At 71.5% G+C, this 25,305-nt stretch carries 29 protein-coding genes; 8 read left to right on the plus strand and 21 right to left on the minus strand.

Annotated features, from left to right (window positions below; all coding sequences use genetic code 11):
• The 4 genes from AB0A95_RS33195 to AB0A95_RS33210 all read right to left on the minus strand — a co-directional run.
• Positions 1–1,146 (minus strand): DUF6531 domain-containing protein (locus tag AB0A95_RS33195; protein ID WP_357559713.1); only part of this gene is annotated, 1,146 nt, incomplete at its 3' end.
• On the minus strand, positions 1,076–1,369 hold the full coding sequence (locus AB0A95_RS33200) for a WXG100 family type VII secretion target (RefSeq protein ID WP_357080017.1): 294 nt from the start codon (positions 1,367–1,369) through the stop codon (positions 1,076–1,078). The genes AB0A95_RS33195 and AB0A95_RS33200, both read right to left, overlap by 71 nt.
• Before the next feature lie 19 nt (positions 1,370–1,388).
• Positions 1,389–1,724 carry a WXG100 family type VII secretion target gene (locus AB0A95_RS33205; protein WP_357080014.1) on the minus strand — a complete coding sequence of 112 codons (336 nt, stop codon included), beginning with the start codon at positions 1,722–1,724 and terminating at the stop codon, positions 1,389–1,391.
• A gap of 66 nt (positions 1,725–1,790) precedes the next feature.
• A complete protein-coding gene (locus AB0A95_RS33210; protein ID WP_357559714.1) occupies positions 1,791–2,651 on the minus strand; it encodes a hypothetical protein in 861 nt (286 codons plus the stop codon).
• Between the two features lie 60 nt (positions 2,652–2,711).
• Between AB0A95_RS33210 and AB0A95_RS33215 the strand changes: the two genes are divergently transcribed.
• From AB0A95_RS33215 to AB0A95_RS33225, 3 genes are read left to right on the plus strand one after another with little or no spacing between them, the layout of a single operon-like run.
• Positions 2,712–3,005, plus strand: a complete 294-nt coding sequence (locus AB0A95_RS33215; protein WP_357559715.1) for a hypothetical protein — start codon at positions 2,712–2,714, stop codon at positions 3,003–3,005.
• A 9-nt stretch (positions 3,006–3,014) separates the two neighbouring features.
• Positions 3,015–3,716 (plus strand): hypothetical protein, encoded by a 702-nt coding sequence (locus AB0A95_RS33220; RefSeq protein ID WP_357559716.1) that lies wholly within the window; start codon positions 3,015–3,017, stop codon positions 3,714–3,716.
• A gap of 48 nt (positions 3,717–3,764) precedes the next feature.
• Entirely contained in the window at positions 3,765–4,115 is a 351-nt protein-coding gene (locus AB0A95_RS33225) for a hypothetical protein (protein WP_357559717.1), read from the plus strand.
• 25 nt (positions 4,116–4,140) lie between these two features.
• Here the strand turns inward: AB0A95_RS33225 and eccD are convergent, their stop codons facing one another.
• Positions 4,141–5,463 carry a type VII secretion integral membrane protein EccD gene (gene eccD, locus AB0A95_RS33230; RefSeq protein WP_357559718.1) on the minus strand — a complete coding sequence of 441 codons (1,323 nt, stop codon included), beginning with the start codon at positions 5,461–5,463 and terminating at the stop codon, positions 4,141–4,143.
• Between the two features lie 116 nt (positions 5,464–5,579).
• Here eccD and eccCa point away from each other — a divergent pair, with 116 nt between their 5' ends.
• Positions 5,580–9,602, plus strand: coding sequence for a type VII secretion protein EccCa (eccCa, locus tag AB0A95_RS33235; RefSeq protein WP_357559719.1), 4,023 nt, complete (start codon positions 5,580–5,582; stop codon positions 9,600–9,602).
• 42 nt (positions 9,603–9,644) lie between these two features.
• Here eccCa and AB0A95_RS33240 read toward each other — a convergent pair whose 3' ends face one another.
• The 3 genes from AB0A95_RS33240 to AB0A95_RS33250 all read right to left on the minus strand — a co-directional run bounded on the left by AB0A95_RS33240 (position 9,645) and on the right by AB0A95_RS33250 (position 11,287).
• On the minus strand, positions 9,645–10,484 hold the full coding sequence (locus AB0A95_RS33240; RefSeq protein ID WP_357559720.1) for a hypothetical protein: 840 nt from the start codon (positions 10,482–10,484) through the stop codon (positions 9,645–9,647).
• Positions 10,481–10,990, minus strand: coding sequence for a SigE family RNA polymerase sigma factor (locus AB0A95_RS33245; RefSeq protein WP_357559721.1), 510 nt, complete (start codon positions 10,988–10,990; stop codon positions 10,481–10,483). Before AB0A95_RS33245 ends, AB0A95_RS33240 begins: the two co-directional genes overlap by 4 nt.
• 120 nt (positions 10,991–11,110) lie before the next feature.
• Positions 11,111–11,287, minus strand: coding sequence for a hypothetical protein (locus tag AB0A95_RS33250; protein WP_357559722.1), 177 nt, complete (start codon positions 11,285–11,287; stop codon positions 11,111–11,113).
• A gap of 729 nt (positions 11,288–12,016) precedes the next feature.
• Here AB0A95_RS33250 and AB0A95_RS33255 point away from each other — a divergent pair.
• Positions 12,017–12,283: a hypothetical protein gene (locus AB0A95_RS33255; protein ID WP_357559723.1), complete on the plus strand. Its 267-nt coding sequence runs from the start codon at positions 12,017–12,019 to the stop codon at positions 12,281–12,283.
• A 184-nt stretch (positions 12,284–12,467) separates the two neighbouring features.
• Here AB0A95_RS33255 and AB0A95_RS33260 read toward each other — a convergent pair whose 3' ends face one another.
• Positions 12,468–13,013 carry a hypothetical protein gene (locus AB0A95_RS33260; RefSeq protein ID WP_357559724.1) on the minus strand — a complete coding sequence of 182 codons (546 nt, stop codon included), beginning with the start codon at positions 13,011–13,013 and terminating at the stop codon, positions 12,468–12,470.
• A 140-nt stretch (positions 13,014–13,153) separates the two neighbouring features.
• On the opposite strand from AB0A95_RS33260, the gene AB0A95_RS33265 reads away from it, so the two are divergent.
• A complete protein-coding gene (locus AB0A95_RS33265; protein WP_357559725.1) occupies positions 13,154–13,498 on the plus strand; it encodes a hypothetical protein in 345 nt (114 codons plus the stop codon).
• 8 nt (positions 13,499–13,506) lie between these two features.
• Here the strand turns inward: AB0A95_RS33265 and AB0A95_RS33270 are convergent, their stop codons facing one another.
• The 4 genes from AB0A95_RS33270 to AB0A95_RS33285 all read right to left on the minus strand — a co-directional run bounded on the left by AB0A95_RS33270 (position 13,507) and on the right by AB0A95_RS33285 (position 16,713).
• Positions 13,507–13,974 carry a ribose-5-phosphate isomerase gene (locus AB0A95_RS33270; protein ID WP_357559726.1) on the minus strand — a complete coding sequence of 156 codons (468 nt, stop codon included), beginning with the start codon at positions 13,972–13,974 and terminating at the stop codon, positions 13,507–13,509.
• 88 nt (positions 13,975–14,062) lie between these two features.
• Positions 14,063–15,262, minus strand: a complete 1,200-nt coding sequence (locus AB0A95_RS33275) for a DUF1015 family protein (protein WP_357559727.1) — start codon at positions 15,260–15,262, stop codon at positions 14,063–14,065.
• Positions 15,263–15,341: 79 nt separating this feature from the next.
• Positions 15,342–15,890 carry a hypothetical protein gene (locus tag AB0A95_RS33280; RefSeq protein ID WP_357559728.1) on the minus strand — a complete coding sequence of 183 codons (549 nt, stop codon included), beginning with the start codon at positions 15,888–15,890 and terminating at the stop codon, positions 15,342–15,344.
• A gap of 196 nt (positions 15,891–16,086) precedes the next feature.
• A complete protein-coding gene (locus AB0A95_RS33285) occupies positions 16,087–16,713 on the minus strand; it encodes a disulfide bond formation protein DsbA (protein WP_357559729.1) in 627 nt (208 codons plus the stop codon).
• Positions 16,714–16,937: 224 nt separating this feature from the next.
• On the opposite strand from AB0A95_RS33285, the gene pepN reads away from it, so the two are divergent.
• Together pepN and AB0A95_RS33295 are read left to right on the plus strand one after the other, a co-directional pair.
• Positions 16,938–19,487, plus strand: coding sequence for an aminopeptidase N (gene pepN / locus AB0A95_RS33290; protein ID WP_357559730.1), 2,550 nt, complete (start codon positions 16,938–16,940; stop codon positions 19,485–19,487).
• A gap of 164 nt (positions 19,488–19,651) precedes the next feature.
• Positions 19,652–19,957, plus strand: a complete 306-nt coding sequence (locus AB0A95_RS33295; RefSeq protein WP_357559731.1) for a Uma2 family endonuclease — start codon at positions 19,652–19,654, stop codon at positions 19,955–19,957.
• 284 nt (positions 19,958–20,241) lie between these two features.
• Here the strand turns inward: AB0A95_RS33295 and AB0A95_RS33300 are convergent, their stop codons facing one another.
• From AB0A95_RS33300 to AB0A95_RS33335, 8 genes are all read right to left on the minus strand, one after another.
• Positions 20,242–20,649 carry a DUF5130 family protein gene (locus AB0A95_RS33300; protein ID WP_357559732.1) on the minus strand — a complete coding sequence of 136 codons (408 nt, stop codon included), beginning with the start codon at positions 20,647–20,649 and terminating at the stop codon, positions 20,242–20,244.
• Entirely contained in the window at positions 20,636–20,932 is a 297-nt protein-coding gene (locus AB0A95_RS33305) for a hypothetical protein (protein WP_357559739.1), read from the minus strand. The genes AB0A95_RS33300 and AB0A95_RS33305 overlap by 14 nt, the downstream gene beginning before the upstream one ends.
• A gap of 75 nt (positions 20,933–21,007) precedes the next feature.
• The gene (locus tag AB0A95_RS33310) at positions 21,008–22,471 is read right to left on the minus strand and encodes an amidase (protein WP_357559733.1); all 1,464 of its coding nucleotides are present in this window, start codon (positions 22,469–22,471) and stop codon (positions 21,008–21,010) included.
• Positions 22,472–22,527: 56 nt separating this feature from the next.
• Entirely contained in the window at positions 22,528–22,956 is a 429-nt protein-coding gene (locus tag AB0A95_RS33315; protein WP_357559734.1) for a PIN domain-containing protein, read from the minus strand.
• The gene (locus tag AB0A95_RS33320) at positions 22,953–23,171 is read right to left on the minus strand and encodes a type II toxin-antitoxin system VapB family antitoxin (RefSeq protein ID WP_357559735.1); all 219 of its coding nucleotides are present in this window, start codon (positions 23,169–23,171) and stop codon (positions 22,953–22,955) included. The genes AB0A95_RS33315 and AB0A95_RS33320 overlap by 4 nt, the downstream gene beginning before the upstream one ends.
• A 28-nt stretch (positions 23,172–23,199) precedes the next feature.
• The gene (locus AB0A95_RS33325) at positions 23,200–24,210 is read right to left on the minus strand and encodes an amidohydrolase family protein (protein WP_357559736.1); all 1,011 of its coding nucleotides are present in this window, start codon (positions 24,208–24,210) and stop codon (positions 23,200–23,202) included.
• Positions 24,210–24,734, minus strand: a complete 525-nt coding sequence (locus tag AB0A95_RS33330) for a 3-hydroxyanthranilate 3,4-dioxygenase (RefSeq protein ID WP_357559737.1) — start codon at positions 24,732–24,734, stop codon at positions 24,210–24,212. The genes AB0A95_RS33325 and AB0A95_RS33330 overlap by 1 nt, the downstream gene beginning before the upstream one ends.
• Entirely contained in the window at positions 24,731–25,162 is a 432-nt protein-coding gene (locus AB0A95_RS33335; protein ID WP_357559738.1) for a RidA family protein, read from the minus strand. Before AB0A95_RS33335 ends, AB0A95_RS33330 begins: the two co-directional genes overlap by 4 nt.
• Between the last annotated feature and the right edge of the window lie 143 nt (positions 25,163–25,305).

Raw genomic sequence — 25,305 nt, forward strand, 5'->3', positions numbered from 1 at the left:
CGGGCGGGTGACCTCGACCAGGTTGCCGTCGTCATCGTAGGACCAACGAGTCGTCCGCCCGAGAGCATCGGTCTCGGACAGCTTCCGATCAAACCGGTCCCAGGTGAACAAGGTGACATGACCCAGCGGGTCCGTGACCTGATGCGTTTGACCGCGCTCGGTCAGCTCGTAGACCGTGGTGTGGCCGAGCGAGTCGTCCACCGCGGTCTTCCGCTCAACCGGGTCGTAACGCAACCGCGCGGACAGGTATCCGCCCGAGCCGGTCGCGGCGACGCAGCGGCCCTGCTCGTCGTAGGTGTAGCGGTACTCCTGCTCGTTACGGTCCTGCCAGCGGACCAACCGGCCATCGTCGTCATAGGAGAACCGCAACGGCAACCCCGACCCGTTGACCGCCTCCGCGAGGTGACCGCCCTCGTCGTAGCCGAACCGCACCAGGGTCCGGGCATCACCCGAAGGCTCCGCGTCGAGCAGACTCAGCGCCGCCACCTGCCCGTGCAGGGTGTCCACACCGATCCGGTACCCACCACTGTGCCGAACCTCGGTGACCACACCGTCGCGCCAGTCCACGTCGATCCGATGACCATTGCGGTCCGTCACGGCAACCAGCGGCAGCACCCGAACAGGGTCACCGTCACCCTCCGGCTCAGGCCCGGGACGACCGCCCTCTGGCTCGGGCTGGTCAGAAACCGTCTGGAAGTCCGCTAACGTCTGGAAGTGCAGGGCCCGACCGGTCTCGGGCTGGTCAACGCGGTAGCCGTCGGCAGTCGCGGTGAGCGGCCAGCGAGGCCCGGTCTCCGGCATCGTCTGCGCCTCGACACCAGCGGGCATCGGGTAGGACAGGACCATGCCGTCCTCGGCGACGAAGCACACCCCCTGCTCGTCGACCTCCACCCGCTGATCAAGCGTTGACGCCCACGACGACCCAAACCACCGACCCACCCGATACGACGACAGATGACTACGCCTCAAGACAAGCGGAAGCAGACCCGGTCGGGGCAGCTGTCCGCCCGGCACCGCGTAGCACGACGACGCATCCGGACATCGATCGATGCCCGGACGCGGACGCACGAATGGATCAGCCCTGCAAAGTCCCCCGCACCTGACCGCGCATCTCCTGCACGGACGTCGTGGTCTGACCCAGGGCACCCTTCACCGAGTCGAGGATCTGCTTGACGGTGTCCGCCGCAGTGTTCCACTGCATCTGGATGCCGTTGTAGATCTCCATCTCGTCGCCCTCCCAGTTGGCCTTCACCCGGGTGACGAAGTTGGTCAGATCATCGAGACTTGCCTGGACCCCGTTGGCGACCGACGCGATGTCGCCCTGCGCCGACCCAGCGGTCGACTCGTCGTAACTGAAGACGTCACCCATGATCCCCGTAACCTTCCCGTCAGCCCCGGAACTTCGCGCTGTCCCAGTTGGCCGACCCCATGGTCGACTGCAACTGGCTGGTCTGCTCCGAGTGGTAGGTGTCGTAGAGTTGCCCCGCCGAACCGACCCGGCTCGTGATGTCGGTCAACGCCTTGTTGAGATCGGCCATCGCCGTGTTCCACCGCTGGGTCAGCTGGTCCCAACTCTGGAACGCGGAGCCCTTCCAGACCGCCGGCAGCGGCTCGATCGCGCTGATGAACGATCGCGCCTGGCTGTTGAGCGCGGCGACCGAAGTGTCTAGGTTTGACGAGTGTTGGTTGACCGCATTGTCGGTGATCGAAAACTTCGCGCCCATCCGGAGCCCCTCCCGTGAACTCGACCCACAGTTATTCGAACATAGACACGCAACGACCTTTGTGTGCTACCCGAGTCGCATATCTCGCACAATCTGCGCGGCAAGGTCGAGAATGATCTCCTGCGTGCCGCTCGCGAGATCGGCCCAGCGCAGCGCGTCGGCGGTCCGCAGCGCCGGGTCGTACGGCAGGACGAAGGTCGGCAGGTCACCGGGCGACTGCCCGGCCGTGGCATCGACCGGCTGTGTGCCCTGGCCGACCAGTACCTGCACGCCGACCTGGTCGAACGGCTCGCGCAGCAGGGGGGCGACCCAGGACCGGCAGTCGGCGAGCCACCGGGGGCCGCGCTCGTCGTTCGGGGCCACGAGCACCACCCGGTCGGCCCGGGTCAGCACGGCCGGCACGACCGGGTCGTCGGTCAGCGGCGGGGTGTCGACGACCCGTACGGGAAACCAGCGGCTCAGGGTGGCCGAGACCGTGCCGTACTCGGCTGCCGTCACCGGTGGCTCGGCGGCGCCCGGGGGGCCGGCCAGCAGCATCGCCCGCTCGGCCAGCGCGAGGCGTTCCCGCAGCCACCGATGACCCACCGCGGGCCGCCGACCGTCGGTGGCACCGCGCAGGCCGAGGCCGGCGAGCACCACCTCGGTGGATCCACCGGCCCGGATCGCCAGCCGGCTGTGCAGGCCGCCGCCGTGGCCGGTGTCCACGGCGAGCACCCTGCCGCCCTGGTGGCGGGCCAGCGCCCAGGTCAGCAGGGCGGCCACTGTCGAGCGGCCGGTGCCCGAGCCCGGGCCGACCACGGCGATCACCCCCGGCCGGAGCCGGGCGGAGAGAATCTCGTCGCGCTCCCGCTCGGCCCGCACCCGGGCGGTGATGCGGGGGTCGAGGGCTCGCACCATCGTCCGGCCGATCTGTCGGTACTCGGTCATCGGGGTCCCCCCGTATAGACGTGAGTTGTTAGCCTTGGCGAGCGATGACGGGGAGGCGGGATGACGTACGTTCAGTATCCTTATGCGACGCTGGTCAGCCTAGGTGGAAACTTGACCACCCTCGCTGACCAGTTGAAGACGGACCATCGCGGGGTGGTCGACTGCGCCGGCCTGACCGATGATCATTCCGATATTCAGGGCGCGATCTCCGATTTCCGCGACGAGTGGAAGACCAGCCTGCTCGAGTTGATGAACAACATCGGCGAGTGGGGCGGGCTCTCCAGCGCGATCGGCAAGATGGTCTCCGACTTCGACACCCAGACCGCCGCCGCGCTGCGCCCGACCGAATCGTAGGGGTGCCGCGTGAGCGACGTCTCCATGCTCGACCCGCTGCCCTCGCACGACCTGAAGCTCAACCCCCATGCTCCGCACCCGGATTTCCCGTGGTTCATCGGGGTTCCCTCGGACTGGGCGCTGCTCGACACCAATCCGGAGTCCTGGCAGCACAGCGCCGCACGGATGGTCGACGACCGGTTCTTCGGGCAGCGCCTACGCGCCGCCGAGCGTCGGGGAGTTCTCCAGTTCCTCGAACAGCTCGTCGCGGACTGTCAACGGGCCGGCGCGTCGCTGAGTCTTGTGCAGTTGGGTCGGATGTCCACAGGTGCGGTCGGCAGCGCCGGGCTGCACCTGGGCTGGTTCAACTCGGCGCCGCAACCGGCCGGTCTCGCGTTGGTCCGGCAGACGCTGCCACGGACCGGCACGACGGAGGAGGTCGAGACGCCGGTCGGGCCGGGGGTGTTGCACCGCGACGTCGCGTCCACGGTGCCGCCGGGCGGCCTGACCCGGGTGCGTTCGACGGTGCTACAGCTGTTCCTGCCGTTGCCCGCCACCACCTGGACGGCCCTGCTCAGTGCCGCGACACCGCACCCCGAGATGGAGCAGGTGCTCGCCGACGTGATCGTGGCGGTGGCTCAGAGCATCAAACCGGCCGATGCGGACGACGTGGCCGCCGCCACCGAGGCCAACCGGGACGACGAGGCCAACCGGGACGACGACCATGGCTGACCACCGAGGTGGGCGCGACAATGACTGACGACGGGGCCGGGCGCGGCCGTGGCTGACGGCCGGGACCGGGTGGTGGTCGAGGCGCACGCACTGCGCACCGCCACCGCCAAGGCCGCGCTCCTGCACGGGTCCCGGCGCGGCCCACGCGATCTGCGCCGCCCCTACGCGACGGTGATCGCGAGCCTGGTCGTCGGTGCCCTGTTGCTTGTCGCGGTCTGGGCGATCACCAGTATCGGCGGCCTGCTCGCCCAGCAACGCCAGAAACGAGGCTTGGCCCCACCCGTCGCCACGCAGCAGGCGTCGGACGCGGCGGGGGCCTTCCTCGTGCGGTCGGCCGGGCCGGCGGAGGCGTCCGGGCCAACCACGGCGATCGTGCTCCGCGGCACACGGATCGGCTGATCAGCGGATGCGCTCGGCCCTCGGCTCAGCGGGCCGCCCAGTCGAAGCCACCGAAGACAGCGATCACCAGCGGCGCGAGGCTGACCACCGCGAGCACCTCGGCCAGGTCGAAGAGCTGCCGCAGCCGGGCGGCACCGACGTCGTCCAGCCGGGGACGGCCGGCCCAGAGCACCGCACCCGCCACCACCAGGACACCGACCACGGCCAGCCAGGCCCGCACCGCCTCGTCGGCGTCGCTGAGGCGGACGGCATCGAGCACCGCCACGGTGGCCGCCGTCACCGGCGGGACGAGCATGGGCAACACCTGACCGAAGCGGGTAAAGACCCGCGACCGCAGCGCGAACACCAGCCCCAGCACCGCGCCGAGCAGCACGCCGATGCCGGCCGGGCCGGTCAGCAGCACGACACAGGCGGCGCTGGCGGCCAGCGCGACGCCGACGACGGCACCGGACAGCACCGTCTGACCCCGGCGGACCGCCGCCGCGACCAGGTGTCGGCCGACCCACTGGCTCTCCTCCTGCCGGCGCAGCAGATCGACGAGGCGGGCCGAGCTGAGCGCGAGTTGGGGGGCGAGCCCCACCGCGAAGACGACAACGACCGAGCCCACGGCCGCCGTCTGCCGCGGATCGAGACCGGCGGCGAGCAGCGCGGTGCCGAGCCCGCCGAGCACCGTCACCGCGAGCCCACCAGCGGCAACGCCATACCACCGCTCGCCCGCCAGCACGAACAGGGCGGCGCCGAGACCGGCGCCCAGGGCGCCGGCGGTGAGAAGGGCCGGCTCGGGCCAACCGGCCGCTCGGGCGACCGCGACGCCGGCGACCAACCAGGCCGGCACGGCGGCGGCGATCAGCAGCGTGCCACCTGGTGCGCCGAGCACACGGCCGGCCAACACCGCCAGCGCGGCCACCGTGAACAGCATGGCCGGGGCCGCGGCCACCGGCACCGGCATGGTGGTGAGCGCGTACGTGAGGGTCAGCACCACGACACCGGCCAGTGCCGCACTGCCCGTCATCCGGGCGGCGTCACGCCATTCGCTGCCGTCGTCGTCCAGAGTGGCCTGCACCTCGTCCACCACGTCGTCGACGAACGGTGGCAGGGGTGCCTGCTCGGGCGGGGTCAGATAGAGCGTCTCGGCGTCGATGATGCCGGCCTCGTCCAGGGAGCGGCGTGGGTCCAATCCACCGGCGGCCACAGTGGACAGCCTCCAGCGGCCGGCGGCCTCGGGCGTGAGCGAGAGCAGCTCGCAGACCTGCGGCACGAACTCCAGCACCGGCCGGGCCGCCGGCAGGCTGATATCGAGGCTTCGCCCGCCGGCCACCACTGTCACTCGGGTGAATCGGGTTGCCATGACCCTCCGTCCCCGCACGGTCGGTTCGGTGTGTCGACCGGTACTACTGTAGGCAGTCGGAGCACTACCGGTAACCCGGCCGAGGCACTGATCGGTTCGGCCCGGAGGGGGTCGCGATGACGCAGCGGGTGATTCACCGACCGGCCCGGGTTCCACCACCGGAGCCGGAGCCGACCGCGCTCGACGTGGTCTCACCACCGGCGGTGCCCGACGGCGGCGGTGGGTTCGCGGGCGTCATGCAGGTCTTCCTCCCGATCATGGGCGGGGCCGGCATGTTGCTCATGATGATGGCCAACCAAAACCCGATCATGATGATCGCCGGGCTCGGCATGCTTGTCGCCACGGTGTTCGGGGGCATCGCCGCGTACGTCACCCAGCGCACCGGCGCGGCTCGTCGCTTCTCCCGACAACGGCAACGCTATCTGGAGTACATCGACCGGATCCGCGACCAGATCCGGGCGGACGCGGTCACCCAGCGGGCCGCGGCCCAGCACCGGCACCCGGCCCCGGAGGTGCTGCCGGACCTGCTCCGTGACCCGCACCGGCGGTGGGAGCGGCGGCTGGCCGACCCGGATTTCCTGGTGCTGCGGGTCGGGCACGGGCAGGATCGCCTGTGGCGGCGGGTCACCCTCCAGGCCGACGAGAACAACCCGATGATCGACCTGGACCCGGTCACCCTGGCCGCCGCCCGGTTGGTGGTCGACCGGGACCGCCTGCTCGACGGCATGCCGGTCGCGGTGCCGGTCACCGGTGTGGTCTCGGTGGTGGGCAGCCCGGGCGCCACCCGCAACCTGGTGCGGGTGCTGGTCGCGCAGCTCGCCACCCTGCACGCCCCGGACGACGTACGTCTCGCGTGGCTGCTCGGCGGCACCGCCGGGCCGGAGTTCGACTGGTTGAAGTGGCTTCCGCACTGCCTGCACCCGAGCGAGTTCGACGGGCCGGCCCCGCAGCGGCTGGTGGCGGCCGAGCCGATGGCACTGGCGGCGCTGCTCACCGCCGAGCTGTCCCGGCGCGTCGGTGAGGTCAACCGGGCCCGGCGACTTGGCGATCCCCAGCACCGGTTCCGGGGCAGTCGGCTGGTCGTCGTGGTCGACCAGATCTCCGCCGGGCGGGCCGACCCGCTCGGTCATCTCGAAGCCGGTCTCGCCCCCGAGGACCTGGGCATGGCGGTGGTGGTGCTCGTCGACGACCAGCAGCACGAGCCGTCCCATGTGGATGTGCGGGTGCTCTGCGAGGACGACCGGGTCACAGTTCAGGATCTGCGCAAGGTCACCGACACTCGGGCGCAGGTGATCCTGGCCGAGCGCGAGCGGTTGCGCGGCGCGTCCACCGGCACCGTCGACAAGCTCGACCTGTCGGAGATGGCGTCGCTGGCCCGGCGGGTCTCGCCGCTGCGGCTGGTCGCCGACACCGTGGACGACGCGCCGTTGGAGGCGACAGTCGACCTGCGTGGTCTGCTCGGCATCGTCGACGAGGCGAGCTACGACGTGCGTTCCCTGTGGGCGCCCCGGATGCTTTCCGACTTCCTCACCGTGCCGTTCGGGGTGGGGACGGACGGCAACCCGGTGCACCTGGACATCAAGGAGGCCGCGTTGGGCGGCATGGGCCCGCACGGGCTCTGCGTCGGCGCGACCGGCTCCGGCAAGTCCGAGGTTCTGCGGACGCTGGTGCTCACCCTGGCGATGACCCACCCGCCCGAGCGGCTGAGCCTGGTGCTCGTCGACTACAAGGGCGGCGCGACCTTCGCCGGGTTGGAACACCTGCCGCACACCTCGGCGATGATCTCGAACCTGTCCGACGACGCCGGCCTTGTGGACCGGCTGCACGACGCGATCCAGGGGGAGATGAAGCGCCGCCAACAGATCCTGCTCGACGCCGGACAGCTGGCCAACATCACCGAGTACAACAAGCGGCGTGACGCCGGCCGGCCGTTGCCGCCACTGCCCAACCTGATGGTGATCATCGACGAGTTCAGTGAGCTGCTGACCGCCAAACCGGAATTCATCGAGCTGTTCATCGCCATCGGCCGGATCGGCCGGTCGATCGGGATCCACCAGATGCTCGCCTCGCAGCGGTTGGAGGAGGGTCGACTGCGCGGGCTGGAGTCGTTCCTGTCGTACCGGCTGGGGTTGCGCACCTTCAACGAGCAGGAGAGCCGCACCGTGCTGGGGGTGCCCGACGCGTACCGGCTGCCACCGCTGCCCGGGTCGGGTTACCTGAAGGTCGACACCACTGTCTTCGAGCGGTTCAAGGCGGCGTACGTGTCCGGCACGTATCACCCGCCGGCCGGCGAGGAGGTGGTGGACGCCGCACCCGACCCGACGGTCTTCCTGATGTACAACGTGGCCCGGCACCTGCCGAAGCCGTTGACGACCGAGGAGTCGGCCGAGGCCGACGAGAGCGTCTCGGCGCCGAGCACCCTGGACGTGGTGGTCGACCGGCTGCGCGAGCACGGACGGCAGGCGCACCGGATCTGGCTGCCGCCGCTACCGGCCTCGCTGCCACTGGACTCCGTCATCGGCCCGCTGGAGACCGATCCGGCGTACGGCCTGGTGGCTCCGGTGGAGCGGCGCGGCCGGCTGCGGATCCCGCTCGGTCTGCTCGATCGGCCCACCGAGCAGAAACAGGAACCGTTCGTGCTGGACATCTCCGGCGCCGGCGGGCACGTCTGCGTGCTCGGCGCGCCACAGACCGGTAAGTCGACACTGCTGCGCAGCCTGGTGGCCGGGGCCGCGCTGACCCACACCCCACAGGACATCGCGTTCTACTGCGTCGACGTCGGTGGCGGTGCGCTCAACGCGCTGGCCGGGCTCCCGCACGTCGGCGGGGTGGCCGGTCGACTGGACCCGGACCGGATCCGCCGGACGGTGACCGAGGTCAGCATGCTGATGACCGAACGGGAGGAGCTGTTCGCCGCGCACGGCATCGACTCGATCGACACGATGCGGCAGATGCACAGGGAGGGGCGGCTGCCCGAGTTGGCCGCCGCCGACGTCGTGCTGGTGATCGACAACTATCCGGTGTTGAAGTCGGAGTTCGAGGATCTCGCCGATCTCGTCCAGGACATCGGTGCCCGGGGGCTCGGGTACGCCGTACACCTGGTGTTGACCGCCGGCCGTTGGTCGGACCTGCGGATGCAGCTCCAGGCGGTGATCGGCTCGAAGATCGAGTTCCGGTTGAACGACCCGCTGGACTCGTCCATCAAGCGGCAGGCCGCGGAGAACCTGCGCGCCGACACGCCGGGCCGTTGCCTGACCCAGGACGCCCTGACCGCGCACATCGCACTGCCCCGCATCGACGGCAGCGACGACGTTCGCACCCTGCCGAAGGGCCTGGACGACCTGGTGTCCCGGGTGGCGACGGCCTGGACCGGCCCGTCGGCCCCGGCCATCCGGATGCTGCCCACCATGATCGGGTACGGCGAGGTGGCCACCGGGCTCCCCGCCGACGGACGGGTCCGGCTCGGGCTCGACGAGGCGGAGTTGCGGCCCACAATGCTCGACCTGTTCGGCACCGACCCGCACCTGCTCGTCTTCGGTGACTCGGCAAGCGGCAAGACCTCGCTGCTTCGCCTGCTGGTCCGGGACCTGACCGCCCAGTTCACCGACGACCAGTTGGTCTTCGCGGTCATCGACCTGCGACGCACCATGTTGGACGCGGTACCCGACGCCTATCTCGCCGCGTACGCGGGCACCGCCACCGCCGCCCAGGGGCTGGTGGCGGGCGTCGCCGGCGAGATCCGCAACCGGCTACCTCCGGACACCCTGACCGTCGACCAGCTCCGCAGCCGGTCGTGGTGGAAGGGGCCGGAGGTCGTGGTGCTCTGCGACGACTACGACCTGCTGTCCGGTGGCGGCGCCGGGCCGTTGGCGCCGTTCCTGGAGTTCCTGCCGCAGTCGAAGGACCTCGGCTTCCATCTGGTGCTGGCGCGACGCAGTGGCGGTGCCGGCCGGGCGGTCCACGAGCCGGTGCCGCAGCGGATGAAGGAGGTCGGCTGTGCCGGGCTGCTGCTGTCCGGCGAGCGGCAGGAGGGCCAGCTCTGGCCGCAGGCCCACCTCTCCGTCCAACCACCCGGTCGGGGGCGGCTGGTGCGTCGTGGCCGTCGCACCACCCTCGTGCAGTTGGCGTACGTCGAGTAGGGCGGGCGTCCCCGCCCGGGCCGGAACCCGGGCGGGGACGGGTCACCGCAGGTGGAACCGTTCGTCGACGGCGAGGGCCGCCAACTGCCGCACCGAGAACGGCAACTTCCGCAACGACGGCCGGGTCTCGTCGAGCTTCGCGCCCTGCGCCACGTAGACCACCACGCCATCCGGGTGCCGGTACGCCGACCACTGGTCGAGCCGGTCGTCGCTGCCCGGTCGGACCACCACGCCGACCTGCGCCGCCCCGACGGTCTCGACCTGGCATTCGCCCCGCATGCCCCAGAAGGTGCGGGCCAGGGCGCACGGCTCGGCCGGCAACTGGTTGCCGGCGTCGTGCACCTCGACGATCACCCGGCCGGTGCCGATGCCCTGGGCCACGGCGACCGAGGTCAGGTAACTCCACCTGTCGACGCCGTTCACCTTCTCCTCGAACTGCGCCTGCTGGGTCCGCAACATCCGCTGGTCGGCGGGCTGGCCCGCCGGATCCTCCGGAGCGGTGTAGCCGGCGGGCACGGCGGACACCACCGCGTTGAGCAGTCCGATCGCCCGGTCGTGCTGGGACCCGGCCCGCGCCGTCCGGTCCTCCTGTGGTCGACCGTCGGGGCCGGTTGGCCACGGCTCCTTGGTGTCCGTCGACGAGCCCGCAGCCGGAAACCCCCCACCCGCCGGCTGATAGACAGGGTCGTTCGGGCGGCCGACGGCGGCGAAGCCGGTGACCGCCAACACCACCGCCGCCGATCCGAGGGACGCCCACAGCGCACGGCGGCGGAAGTGTGCCCGCCGCGCCGCACCGAGTGCGGCTTCCGTACTCAGTGGTGGTGGTGGGGTGGTGCTCGCCATCTCGGTGCGCAACGTCTCGCGCAGCTCTTCCTCGTTCATCGCTCCCCCATCTCGATCCCGGTGTAGGTGGGTGCCAGGAGGCCGCGCAGGGTGTCGAGCCCGCGTGCCGCCTGGCTCTTCACCGTCCCTGGAGAGCAGTCCAGCAGCGCGGCGACGTCCTCGATCGACTGGTCCTCCCAGTAGCGGAGGACCAGCACGGCCCGTTGGCGCGGTGCGACGCGGGCCAGGGCCTGGAGCAGCACCAGCCTGTTCTCCGGCGAGTCGGGAACAGCCGTCTGCTCGGCGTCCTCGCCCCCGACCCGTTCGCGCCGCCACCAGCCGCGACGTCGCTCGTCGAAGAAGGTGCGGATCAGGATCTGGCGGACGTAGCTGTCGAGCACCTCGTGCCGCGAGATCCGGTGCCAGACCCGGTAGAGCTTGACGAAAGTGGTCTGCACCAGGTCTTCCGCCCGATGCCAGTCGCCGCACAGCAGGTACGCGGTGGCGCGCATGGCAGCGGACCGTGCCGCGAAGTACTCGGCGAACGCCTCGTCGCGATCGCTCATCCAGGCCTCCGATCCCCGTTTCGAGATAGTCACGCGGGGTCCGACCCGGAGGGTTGCTCCGAAACTCGCGTACGTCCCGGGGGAATCAACGCCGTACGGCGTCCGGAGGCGACGAACCACTCACGCCGTCGGCGTGGCGGCGTCCAGTGCGAGAAGCGAGCCCTTGCCGGCCACCAGCAGGACACCCGGCGTCGACACGCGCAGCCCGCTGATCTGCTGGTCGACCAGGCGACGCTCGCGGGGCCGACCGGTGTCGTCGACGAGCAGCAGCAGGCCGGGTCGCCCGGTGGCCAGCACGTGCCCGGTGGCGGCCGGTCCACCGATCGAACGCTCGCAACCCCGTGTAGCCGCGCCAGCCGCCGACCAGCACCCGTTCGCCGGCCACCACGATGTGCGCCGTGAGGTGGGGCAGGTCGACGCTCCAGCGGACCTCGCCGCCGCGCACGTCGAGGCAGCGCAGCTCGTTGCGGTCCTGGCTGATCACCCAGCACTGCGACCCGTCGGCCACGACCGCGCGGGGCCAGGTGCCGATGGGTACGTCCCACCGGGCCACGCCGTCGGCCGGGTCGAGACAGACCAGACGGGTCGAGCGCTCGTGCACCAGGACACCGTCGGGTGTGCTCGCCATCGCGGTCGGGTCGGCTCGCTGGTGCAGCGGGCGACGCCAGAGGATTCCGAAGATCGCCCGTCCTAGCCCGCGCCGGCCCCGCCACGGGGTCCCGAGGCGCGCGCCGCCCGCCTTGACAGGTATCGATCTGTGCGCTGGTGTAAGGACCAGAGACATCGATGCGCGCCAGGAGGGCACATGATCGTCCGACGCCGGCCGTCGATCGGCGAGTCCCGGGAGTACGCCGGCGGCCTTGTGGAGATGGTCCGGGTGGCGCGCGACTACGCGGCGGCCCAGCCCGCACCCTGACCTCTCGGCGGTGCCGTGCCCGCGCCGAACACGGCACCGCCGGGAGCCATCGAAGAGCCCGGCGACATTTCATCCGTTTCCGCCCGGCGACCCGCGGGTAGGGCCTAGTCATGGACACGAAAACGACGGCCCACCTGATTGGCGGCCCCCGCGACGGCAGCACCCACGACACCGGCGGCGACGCTCTCGTCGAGGTGGAGATCGACGGCATGATGCACCGCTACATCAAGACCACCAAGCAGCACGACGACGGTCGGCCGCTGTACAACTACGACGGGATGGTGGCCCCCGACGGCGGCGAGCCCGGCGTCGAGGACCCGGCCGCCCGGGTCGTTTCGCCCCGTGCCGACGCCGAGGGGCACGGCGGCAGCCACTGACGCCACCGCCGCCTTCCCACGGCCCCGAACGGGGTGACAGTCGGATCGGCCGGCCGCGGATGAACCGTGGCCGGCCGGGTAAGCAGCAGCCTGGCCTGGTGGGGAGACGACCGGCGTCGCGGCGTGCCGCGACCGGGCGTACGGGCGGGCGGCGAGGAGCCGACCCGCCCGTACGCGGTAACGATCAGTTCGAGGAGATCCAGTTCCAGGCCGAGACGACCCACTCGGTCTGCTGGAGCCACGCCACGCCGAGGCCGACGAGGAACACCGCGGTCGCCAGGTGGGCACCCCGGGCGCTGCGCCGCACCCGTCCGAGCTGCCGCTCCCACACCATCCGGCCGACCAGCCGGGACAGGGCGAACAGGCCGACCGCCACCAGCAGGCTGAGCACCAGCACCAGCAGCGGGCCGCTCAGGTCACCCTGACCGGAGAGCGCCCAGATCCCCCAGCACACGAACGCGAAGAGCCCGGCCGCCGCACTCCACTCACCGCCGCGACGGAGCTGCGCCATCCGCCAGCTCAACGGCCGGCGCGGGGCCGGCTCACCGGGCCAGCCGGTGCCGGTCGGCTCCTGCTCGACCACTCCGAACGGCTCGGTCCGCGGAGTGCGCGGCTGACCCACCGGCGCCACGCCCCGGCGGAACCCGTCACGCTGCGGCGGCACCCCGACGCCGGCCTGCGGTGGCACCTCCACGGTCCGCTCCGCCCACGGCTGCGGCTGGTCTGCCATCTCGTCCTCCCCCTGACCGACGGCACCACCACCGCCTGAATTCGAGGGTAACCAGCCGGCAAACCCGTCGCCGACCCCGCCCGCGACACGGACCGGCACGACAGTGCCGAATCCCACGCCGGGCAGGGTACGGTCGGCTGATGGGTGACCCCGACCGACGACGGCGACGGCTGCGCCACCACCACCCCGACCCCGAGACGGCCGGTCGGAGCACCGACAGCCCGACGACCAGCACCACTGGTGTGCACAACGGTGACGACCCGCCCCCGCGCCGCCGGAACTCCGGCGGCGACGAGCGCGACGGCGAGCGGGGGCTGCGCGGGTTGGTCGGTTCCGGGTCGTCCCAGGTGGGGCTCAGCGCCGCGCTACGGGCCCGGGACGCGGCCCGACCCACCGACGACGACCTGGCCGAGGCCGAGGCCCGGGTGGTGGTCGTCCGACGCAACTGGGTGCCCCGCGAGGAGCTGCCCCGCTCGCCGCGCTGACCCCACGGTCAGGGCAGCTCGGGCAACTGCTGGGTCTTCTCGTACTCGGCCACCTGGGCGATCCGTCGGGCATGCCGCTCGTTGCCGGAGAACGGCGTGTTCAGGAACGCCTCGACGATGCCTGTGGCGTCGTCCAGGGTGTGCTGACGGGCACCGATCGCGACCACGTTCGCGTCGTTGTGCTGGCGGGCCAGCTGGGCGGTCTCCACGCTCCAGGCCAGCGCCGCGCGGACCCCGGCGACCTTGTTCGCGGCGATCTGCTCACCGTTGCCGGACCCACCGATGACCACTCCGAGGCCCGTCTCGTCGGCCACCACCTGGTCGCCGGTGTGCAGGCAGAACGTCGGGTAGTCGTCGTCCGGGTCGTAACCGTGCGGGCCGACGTCGACCACGTCGTACCCCTGCTTGGCCAGGTGGTTGGCCAGGTGCACCTTCAACTCGAAACCGGCATGATCGGATCCCAGGTAGACGCGCATACCGCGCAGTCTCTCAGGCCGCGCTCTCCGACGTCGCGCGGGCGGCGTCGGAGAGCCGGGTTCGTCACACGGTCGGGTGCGCGACCGGTCAGCGCGGCAGCTCCGCGACGACCAGACCGCCGCGCGCCTTCGGGGTGAACCAGGTGCTCTTGCGGGGCATCTTCTCCCGGGCCAGGTTCACCGCGACGAAATCCGCCACTGTCACCGGGGCGATCAGGATCGCCAGCTCGGCCCGCCCGGCGTCGACCTCACCGGTGAGCCAGCCCGCCGGGTAGTCGCCGCCGACGTAGGTGATCCGCTTGTCGCCCGGGTCCAGACCGAGCGCGTCGCGCAGCAGCAGCCGCTCGACAAGCGCGTGGTCCAGGTTTTCCAGGTCGCCGCCGCCCGTGGCGGGCAGGCGTACCGCGTACCCCTGGTCGCCGAGGCGGAGGTGCACGGTGCCGCCGGCCGCCGGGACCTCGACCGGGCCGTCGATCGGCGCGACCTCGGCGCCCGCCGCCCGCAGCCGGTCGAGCAGCTCGGCCGGCGTGGTGGTCAGCTCGCTGACCAGCCGGTTGTAGGGCTGGATGGCCACCGACGCGGGCGTGGTGACCACGGCCAGGAACCGCGGCAGCCCGCCGGTCTGGGCGGCCAGGCTGCGGTGGTTACCGTCGGCGACGACCAGCTCCCCGCCACCGGCGAGGTCGGTCAGCGTGGTCTGCTCCGGGCCGGGGCCGAGCAGCCAGATGGCGTGCGTGCGGCCCGCCTGGTCGGTGTCCGTCGCGGCGGGCACGCCGGCCGACTCGGTCGCCGCCGCGAGGGCGGCGTGCAGCTCGTCGCCCCGGCCGGTCTGGAGCAGGAGTACGGGGGAGAGCAGGTGACCCAGCGTCTCGGCCAGCGCCACCCGCTCGCGCACCTTGGCGATGAAGACGTCCTCGTTGCGGATGACCAGGCCCGGCTCGTCGGCCCGGGTGGAGATCTGGTCGGTGTCCACCATCGCGAACAGCCCGTACGCCGACTCCTCGCCGGGCGCGCTGATCCGGTAGAGCACCACCACCTGCTCGGCGGGGGTGTAACTGCCGTCGGCCTTCGCCTCGGCGAGGCGGGCCGCCGCGGCCGGCAGCGCGTCGAGGAACGACGTGCCCAGGCTCTGCGGGGCGCGATGCGGCATCTCGATGCCGAGAGCACTGTGCGGGTTCGCCTCGATGATCGCGGTGATCTCCGCGTCGTCGGCGAACTCGTCGTAGTTTTGCGCGCCGGTGCCACCAGTGGTGACCCACGCCCGGGAGATCGGATGCACGACCGTCATGCCCACTGACGCTACCGGCGGCGGTGTCGGCACCGACGGGGACCCACGCCGGGTCCACCAGATGAAAGTGCCGAGCCGGTCAGCTGGCGCGGTCGGATGCGCCCCGCCGGTGCCTGCCCGCCACCGCCGGTCCGGCGTTGCCCCGTCGACCGGCCGCGGCCGGCCCGGTGTTCACGGCGCGACGAGGTGACGCGGGCGGCCCCGGCACCGGGCGCTCGGGCGGCGGCGCCGGGACGGGACGCGGGCTCAGCGGCGGCGTCGGCACCGGACGCGGGGTGGCCGGGGCCGGCGGGGGCGGCGCGGGCTCGGCCGGCGCGGCCGCCGACGGCAGGACCGGGACCGACGCCACGGCGGCTGCCGGTACGGGCTTGAGCACCGCGACGACCGGCGACGCGGGATCGGCGAGCGGCGGTGTCACGGGCACGACCGGGGTCAGTCGGGAGGTCACCGGCACCCGGGCCACGCCGACCACGATGGGCGGGGCGAGCAGGTCCGCCACGTGGGCGGGAAGGTCGGGACGGACCGCCGGCCAGCGGGAGTCGTCGACGGACCAGTAGTCCGCGCCGGGAGTCTCGATCACCCCCGGCCGGGTCAATTGATCGTCACCGGACGCGCGGTGCTTGGCCATCGGGATTGCCTCCACGAACTGCGGGGTGCGGCCCTCCTGCGGGTCGCTGCGGCGGACATGCAGGCCAACGAGCCCGGCGGTCTCCCGGTGACGGGGCAGGCGCCGCCGACCCACGACACGCCGAGCGGGCCCGTACGCCGTCGCGCAGCGCTCCCCTGCCGACGCCGGCCGTGGACAGGGGAGCCCGCGCGCGTCTTCAGTCGAAGATCGGGTCCTGCTCGCGGCTGCGCTTGAGTTCGTAGAAGCCCGGAGTGCCGGCGACCAGCAGCACCCCGTCCCAGAGTCGACCGGCGGCCTCCCCCTTCGGGGCCGGGGTGATCACCGGCCCGAAGAACGCGACAGGGCTGCCGTCCGGGCCGGGCGCGTGCACGACCGGCGTGCCGACGTCCTGCCCGACCGGGCGCATGCCGGCCTCGTGGCTGGCCCGCAGCGCCTCGTCGTGGTCGGTGCTCTCGGCGGCCGCCGCCAGCGCCGGGTCCAGGCCGGCTTCGGTCAACGCGGCGACGTAGAGCTCGTGGTTCAGCTCCTCCTTGCCGAGGTGGATCCGGGTGCCGAGCGCGGTGTAGAGGGGGCGCAGGACATCGTTGCCGTACCGCTGCTCGGCGGCGACGCAGACCCGCACCGGGCCCCAGGCGGTACGGAGGAATGCCTTGTAGTCCTCGGTCAGCTCGTCCCGGCCGTCGTTGAGCACGGACAGGCTCATCACGTGGAAGCGGATGTCCACGTCCCGGATCCGCTCGACCTCAAGCAGCCAACGGGAGGTGATCCACGCCCACGGGCAGGCCGGATCGAACCATATGTCGGCGGTGACACGTTCGGTCACTGTGAGATCCCTTCGTGACGGGGTGGCGCCGGCGGCGGTCGGCGTCCGAGAAGAATCTTCACCCCGCAGCGCATCGACCGGCACCCGGATGAGAGCGTGACCTCGGCCACCGCGGGCTGCCCGTACATGGAAGACTCGAATCGGGCCAGCCGTCACGAGCGGTAGGCGAACGGGCGCCGCCGGGCGTACGGCGACATGTGGGATGGAGACAAACAGTGCCGGGAGTGCGCAACCTGACGCAGGTCGAGGCGACCGAGCGGGCCCGCCTGCTCAACGTGACGGGGTACGACATCAGTCTGGACCTGTCCACCGCCGTGCTGGCGGCCGACGGCCGTACGTTCCGGTCGACGACCGAGGTCCGGTTCCGCTGCTCCGAACCGGGTGCGAGCACCTTCATCGAGTTGGCCGCCGAGTCGGTGCGGTCCGCGACGCTGAACGGCTCGCCTGTCGACCTGTCCGACTGGTCCGCCGAGAAGGGCCTGGTCCTGTCCGGCCTGGCCAGCGACAACACCCTGGTGGTCGACGCCGACTTCGCCTACTCCAACAGCGGGCAGGGTCTACACCGCACTGTCGACCCGGTGGACGGCGAGACCTACCTCTACAGCCAGTTCGAGACGGCCGACGCGCAGCGGGTGTTCGCCTGCTTCGACCAGCCCGACCTGAAGAGCGTCTACACCTGGCACGCCACGGTGCCGGCGCACTGGCGGGCCGTGTCCAACATGCCGGTGCAGCGCGAGGAGCCCGCGGGTGAGGCCCTCAAGACGCTGCACTTCACCGAGTCGCCCCGGATGAGCACCTACATCACGGCGATGTGCGCCGGGCCGTACCACGAGGTGCGCGACAGCCACGACGGCATCGACCTGGGGGCGTTCTGCCGGGCGTCGATGGCACCGTACCTGGACTCCGACGACCTGTTCCTCATCACCAAGCAGGGCTTCGACTTCTTCCACGAAAAGTTCGGCGTGCGCTACCCGCTGCCGAAGTACGACCAGCTCTGGGTGCCCGACTTCAACGCCGGCGCGATGGAGAATTTCGGCTGCGTGACGCACGCCGAGTCGCACTACCTGTTCCGCTCGCAGGTCACCGACTTCGAGTACGAGCAGCGGGCCAACACGATCCTGCACGAGCTGGCCCACATGTGGTTCGGTGACCTGGTCACCATGCGCTGGTGGAACGACCTGTGGCTGAACGAGTCGTTCGCCGAGTGGGCCAGCCACTGGTGCAACACCAACGCCACCCGGTTCACCGAGGCGTGGACGACGTTCCTGTCCATCCGCAAGAACTGGGGCTACCGGCAGGACCAGCTCTCCTCCACCCACCCGGTCTACACCGAGATGCCGGACATGGAGGCCGTCGAGGTCAACTTCGACGGCATCACCTACGCCAAGGGCGCGAGCGTGCTCAAGCAGCTCGTCGCGTACGTGGGTGAGGAGCCGTTCGTGGCCGGTCTGCGGGCCTACTTCGGCAAGCACGCCTGGGGCAACGCGACCTTCGACGACCTGCTCACCGAGTTGGAGGCGGCGTCCGGCCGGGAGCTGCGCAAGTTCGCCGCGCAGTGGTTGGAGACCGCCCAGGTCAACACGCTGCGGCCGGAGGTGACGATCGGCGCGGACGGCACCTACGAGCAGGTGGTGGTGCGGCAGGAGGCGCCGACGGCGTACCCGACGCTGCGCACGCACCGGATCGGCGTGGGCCTGTACGACCTGACCGACGGGCGGCTGGTGCGCCGCGAGCGGCACGAGGTGGACGTGACAGGCGAGCGGACCGACCTCGCCGAGCTGCGCGGTGTCCGGGCGGCCGACGTGCTGCTGCTCAACGACGACGACCTGAGCTACACCAAGCTGCGCCTCGACGACAGTTCGATGGCGACGGTGGTGCAGCACATCGGTGGCTTCGAGTCGTCGCTGGCGCGGGCACTGTGCTGGACCGCCGCCTGGGACATGATCCGCGACGCGGAGCTGTCCGCCCGCGACTACGTGGCGCTCACGCTCAGCGGGCTGCCCGCCGAGACCGACATCAACCTGGTCACCGCCACCCTGCGGCAGGCGACCACCGCGCTCACCCTCTACGCCGACCCGGCCTGGGCGCCGACCGGCTGGGCCGACCTGGCCCGTACCGCCCGCGACGCGCTCGCCAGCGCGGAGCCCGGCAGCGGGTTCCAGCTCGCCTGGGCCCGCGCGTTCACCTCGGCGGCCCGCTCCGAGGAGGACCTGGCCACGCTGCGCGGCTGGCTGGACGGCACCGGTGCGCCGGCCGGGCTGACAGTGGACACCGAGCTGCGCTGGTCGGTGCTCGCCGCGCTGGTGGCCAACGGCGCGGCCGGTGCCGCCGAGATCGAGGCGGAACTGGCCGGTGACCGCACCGCCAGCGGCGAGCGGGAGGCGGCGTACGCGCACGCGCTGGTGCCGACGGCGGACAACAAGGCGGCCGTCTGGGCGTTGCTGACCGGTCCGGACGCCCTGCCCAACTGGCGGCACCGGGCGCTGTTGCAGGGCCTCGCCCACCCGGCGCAGGTGGACCTGGTCGCGCCCTACCGGGAGCGGTACTTCGCGGCGGTCAGCCAGGTGTGGGCCACCCGGGACAGCGAGCCCGCGCAGGAGTTCGCGCAACTGGCGTACCCGACCTACCTGGTGGAGGACGACACGGTGGCGGCCACTGACGCGTGGCTGGCCGGTGACGGGCACCCCGGCCCGCTGCGGCGGCTGGTCGCCGAGGGCCGCGACGGCGTCGTGCGGGCGCTCAAGGCCCGCGCGAAGGACGCCCAGCAGAGCTGACCAGCAGGGGGTACGCGGCCCGGTGCCGGCGTGGACGCGAGTCCTCGCCGGCACCGGGCCAGAGATTCGAATGGCGATTCGCCAGCCGGCCCCCGCCGGTTGGCGGGTGATTCGGGAGATCGGGGTGCAGGTCCCGCGGCGGTAATCTCATCCCCGATCTGACGGTGTTGCTACCAAGCGCACCGCGCGGGCGAATGTGGGCCGAACCCAAGAACATCGCGCTCGTCCTGGAAGTCGAGTCGACGGGGAGCCGCCGCCACTATCGCTTCACCAAACCCGCCCTCTACGCCGAGGCGGGTATCCCGCACTACTGGCCGGTGGAGCGAGGCGACTTCGGCCCGGTGCTCTACCGCTATCGGCTCGGCGAGGGCGACCATCACGAGCTGCTGGGCACTGTCGGCCCGGACGACGCGGTGACAGTGGACGAGCCGTGGACGATGAGGTTGGTTCCGAGCGCCTGGCCGCGCTGACCAGCTCAAACCCGACACCACCGGGCCACCACCTCGGTCAACCCGGGACAGGAGTGCCCGATCGGGGAGCGGGTGGGGCCCAGCTTGGCGATCATGGAGTTGTGGTGCCGACTTTGGGGGTTTACGGGCGTTCTGTCACCCACCACAACTCCATGATCGGCGAGGCGGTGCTGGGCCGTTTTACCTAACGCAACGGCGTTGACGTGGAAATGGGGGCCTCAGCCGTAGCCGGGGCCCCTATTTCCTGGATCGAGGGTGATCTTGCGAGTCGTACGGGAAGGGGCTCAGCCCTTGCCGGCGTGGCTGGCGAGCTGGTCGAGGCCGTTGATGATGCCGCCGGCCAGGTCGCCGCCGCTGAACGCGCCGGCCATGGAGAGCGCGGCCAGCTTGGCGTACGTGTCGGGGATGCGCTTGCGCGCGTACCGACCGGTGATGATCTCCAGCTGGCGCTGGTTGGGCGACACGGCGATCAGCACCGACTTGTCGGGGTCGGCGAGCTGACGGTGCAGCCGCTGGGCGTGCTCACGGACCGGCTCGTCGAGACCGCCGACGAAGACCGAGAAGACCAGCCCGGTGCCCTTGTCGGCCAGGCGCAGCGCCTCGTCGATGCGCAGCAGCTGGCGGGTCGAGAAGGGCCCGTCCAGCACCTCGGGCGGATTTCCCGACCCGGCCTGCTTCTCACCAACGGTCACTTGCGCCTCCGGTTCCACCGGCCGGCGCCTCGACGCTGGCCTGCTCGAGCTTGTGGCTGGTCAGCGCGGGCGCCTGCGCCCCTGCTTCCAGCGCGGTGCCGGCCGAGTCGGCCAGCTGCTCCGGACGGCCCAGGAACCAGACCGGAGTGAAGTCGAAGGGCCGGCCCGGCCGGTAGCGCTTGGCGCCACCGCCACCGCCGGTGGCACCACCGTGGCTACCGGCGTACGACAGGCCGGCGATGACCAGCACCGCGGCCAACGGGATGCCGACGAAGACCAGCAACGTCTCGGTAACAGACAATCCCAACGCCCCCAGGCGGAAGAAGGACGACCTCGAACAACCGGGTCGGATGGACGATCATGATGTCGACCGCCCGACGCCGTCACCATTCACGTTAGCGGAGTCGACGGCCCGCCAGATTGCGGGGTGCCGATCCCATCCGTCACTGGAGTGTTCCAGTTGCGCAGCGGTCGCGATGAGCCGCGTGTCGTCGCCGTACCGGCCGGTGAGCAGCACCCCGACGGGCAGGCCGTCGGTCGTGGTGCCCAGCGGCAGGGAGACGCTGGGATCGCCGGTGACGTTGAAGATGGCGCAGTAGGGCGAGAAGCGGCGTTGCCTGTCGAAGTCGGCCGCCGGGTCACCATCGGCGGTGAACCAGCCGACGGGTGCCTGCGGGGCGGCCAGGGTGGGACAGAGCAGCAGGTCGCATCCGGCGGTGCGCCGGGCACCGAGACGGACCTGTGCCTGCAACTCCCCGAGGGTGGCGGCCAGGGTGCCGGCGGAGATCTCGGCGCCCCGGGCCCGCAGCAACCGGGTCAGCGGCAGCAGCTCCGCCTCCCGCTGCGGCGGCACCGGGGTGAGCGCCAGCACGTACCAGAGGATCTCGAACAGCGGCCACGCCGCCGGCCCGAGCGGCGGGGCCACCTCGACCACCTCGTGCCCGGCCGCGGTGAGCAGCGCGGCGGCCCGGTCCACGGCGGCCACGCAGTCGGGGTGCACCGGCTCGTCGGCGAGCATCGGCGTGGTGAACCGGCCGATCCGCAGCCGGCCGGGCTCGGCACGGCGTGCGGTGGCCAGGTAGCCGCCCGGCGGCGCGCTCGGCGGAAGGTAGGGCTCGCCGGGCACCGGCACGGCCATGACGTCGAGCAGCGCGGCGACGTCGGTGACGGTCCGCCCGAGCGGGCCGCTGGTGGGCAGGCCGAACGCGCCGGAGCCGACCGGCCCACCGGAGACCAGGCCCCGGCTGGGCTTGTAGCCGACGAGGCCGCAGAGCGACGCCGGGATGCGCAGGGAGCCGCCGCCGTCGGAGCCCTGGGCGACCGGGACCAGGCCGGCCGCGACCGCCGCCGCCGCGCCACCGCTGGACCCACCGGCGGTGTACGCCAGTTGCCACGGGTTGCGGGCCGGGGGCGCGACCCGGCCCTCGGAGTAGAGCGAGCAGCCCAACTCGGAGGTGGTCGTCTTGCCGAGGCTGACCAGGCCGGCGGCCTTGATGAACCGGACCACGTCGGCGTCGACCGGCGGGACGAAGTCGACGAACGCGGCCGAGCCGAAGGTGGTGCGGACCTCGGCGGTGAGCGTCAGGTCCTTGATCGCGGTCGGCACACCGTGCAGCGGGCCGCGTGCCTCGGCCGGCACGGCGTCGGCGGCACGCGCGGCCTGCCGGGCGAGGTCCTCGGTGACGGTGACGAACGCGCCAACGGTGTCGCCGAGCGCCGCCACCCGGCGCAGAGCGTGCTCGACCAGGTCGACGCTTGACAACTCGCCGCAGGCGATCGCGGCGGCCTGCTCCAACGCGGTCAGGTCGTGCGGCTCGGCCATGTCCTCATCCTGCCCGCTTTTGACCGGCCGTCGGCCTCCGACACGACGTCCTCGGATCAGCTGAGCGAGCCCACAGGCGCCACCCACTCACTGCGCGGCCCACCGACGTCACTGATCAGATCGAAGTCCCGGTCGTAGTGCAGGACGATCGCGGAGTATTCGGCAGCGGCGGCAGCAACCAGGACGTCAACGGGGCCGGCCGCCCGATGATGGCCACGACCTGTCAGCGCCAGTTGCAGGTCACGTGCCCGGGTCGCGACGGCCGGGGTGATCGGAAGGTCGATCATCAGCTCCGCTCGGCGTGCGCGCATCGTCATGGCGTCCCGGAAGTTGCGGGCACTGCGCCCGTTCTCGAGATCGAGCGGAACGCAGGTCGCGGCGAGGCCTTCCTCGAGGATGGTCGTGATTCGCTTGCCGACGGTCGGCTGACGCCGGCGACTCCACGCCGACGTGTCGATGAGGTAGAGCCCGGCCGGTAGGATCATGCGGCGTCCCGCTCGCCGCGCGGCGTCTTGTCGTCCTCGATCAGGCCGGTCCAGTCCTGGTCGACCGAGAGCAGCTCCCGGATGGCCTGCGCACGCTGACTCCGCTCGGCGACCAAGCGTAACGCGGCATGGATAGTGTCCTTCTTGCTCTTGGTGCCGAGCTCAAGGCGGGCCCGGTCGAGCAGTTCATCGTCAAGATCGATAACAGTCTTCATGCGGCGAGTATATCCGCGAAGGGTTTCCTTATATACCCGACTCGCCGAGGAAGCGCAGGGCGTTGGCCGAGAGCAGCTTGTCGCGCTGGGTGTCGCTGAGGAAGTCGGCGTCGCGGACCACCGCGCCGGCCGGGCGTTCGCCCAACGGGTACGGGTAGTCGCTGCCGACCAGCACCCGGTCCTCCCCCAGCGTGTCGACGAGCAGCCGCAGCGCGGGCGGCGTGAAGACCACCGAGTCGACGCTGAACCTGTCGACGTAGCTGCTGGGCGGGGCGACGGACGCGCCCCGGACCAGGTCGCCACGGCGGTGCCAGGCGTTGTCGGCGCGACCCAGCCAGAAGGGGAAGCTGCCGCCACCGTGCGCGAAGCAGATCCGCAGCGTCTCCGGCACCCGGTCGAAGACGCCACCCAGGATCATCGCCAGCACCGACAGGTGCGTCTCGGCGGGCATCCCGGCGAGCCACCGGGCCATCCACCGGTCCAGGCGCGGACCGCCCGGCATGTCCCACGGGTGGACGAACACGGGTGCGCCCACCTCGGCGCAGTGTTGCAGGAAGGTGACCACCCCGGCGTCGTCCAGGTCCCGGTCGCCCACGTGGTTGCCGATCTCCACGCCCACGTGCCCGGCGGCCAGGCTGCGATCCAGCTCGGCGCAGGCGGCGTCCGGGTCCTGAAGCGGCACCTGGCAGAACGGCACCAGTCGGTCGCCACCGGCCGCGGTGACCTCCAGGGTCAGGTCGTTGAAGATGCGGGCGACCTTCACCGCCTGGTCGGCCGGGCGGTCGTAGCTGAAGAAGACAGGCGTCGGCGAGACCACCTGCACGTCCACGCCGTCGGCGTCCATGTCGGCCAGCCGGCGCGACGCGTCCCAACACTCGGCGCCGACCGGGCGGAACTCCGTCTCCCCCACCATGATCATGGCGGCGCGCTCGGAGTCGACCCGCAACCAGGGCCAACCGGACCCGCCGCACGCCGCGCCGAGGTCCGGCCACCCCTTCGGTACGACGTGCGTGTGCACGTCGACCACACGTGCGGGCATCAGCCCTTACCCGGGTGCAGGGTGCCGCAGTCGGCGCAGGTGCGGGCCGCCTCGTCGGCGTAGAACGCCTGGAACACCGGCGGCAGGTCGGCCGCGATGTCGCGGACCTGCAACTCCACCTCGTGCACCTTGTTTCCGCACTCGGGGCAGTACCACTGGAACTTCTCCAGGGTGCCCTCCGCACGGACCCGTTCCACGACCATGCCGATCGAGCCGGCCTCCGGGCGCTGCGGCGAGTGCGGGGTGTTGCGCGGCAACATCCACATCTGGCCCTCGCGCACGTGCACCGTACGCGGCCCCTCCGGGGTCATCAGGTTGATGTGCATGTTGCCCTTGACCTGGTAGAAGAACTCCTCGTACGGGTCCACGTGGAAGTCGGTGCGCTGGTTGGGCCCGCCCACCACCATCACGATGAAGTCGTCGCCGCCGGGGAACATCTCCTTGTTGCCCACCGGTGGCTTCAACAGGTGCTGGTTGTCCGCGATCCAGCCCGGAAAGCTGAACGGCTCGGCGATCTCACTCACGACTGACCTCCGGAGGGGAGAAGGGCCACGGCCTGGATTTCGATGAGCAGGTGCGGGTGCGGCAACTGGTGCACCGCCACCGTCGTGCGGGTCGGCCCGGACGCGTCGAAGAACTCCGCCCACACCTCGTTGTAACCACCGAAGTCGTTCATGTTGACCAGGTACGTGCTCACCTGCACGAGGTCGCCGAGGTCCGCGCCGACCGACCGCAGCAGGTCCCGCACGTTCTCGATGACCGCCCGCGTCTGCACCCGGATGTCGAGGTTCGTCGTACCGAACTCGTCGACCGACACACCGGCGAAGCTGTTGTCCGGCCGCCGCGACGACGTACCGGAGACGAAGACGAACCCACCCGCCACCTTGACGTGCGGAAAAGCCCCCCGAGGCACAGCCTTGCCCGGGACAACCCGAGCACCAGAGTCACTCATGACCCACCCCACCCGAGACCGACGCGACCACAGGGACCAGGTCAGGGGTTCCGGGCAGCCCGACCGGCGCAGGGATCAAGCCTGACCGCCCGGAGCCGGGGGGGGGGGGCCGGGCGGGGCGGGTTAGGACAACGCGGTAAGAC

This window comes from Micromonospora sp. NPDC049230 (genome assembly GCF_040647875.1).
In the GTDB taxonomy this organism is placed as follows: domain Bacteria; phylum Actinomycetota; class Actinomycetes; order Mycobacteriales; family Micromonosporaceae; genus Micromonospora.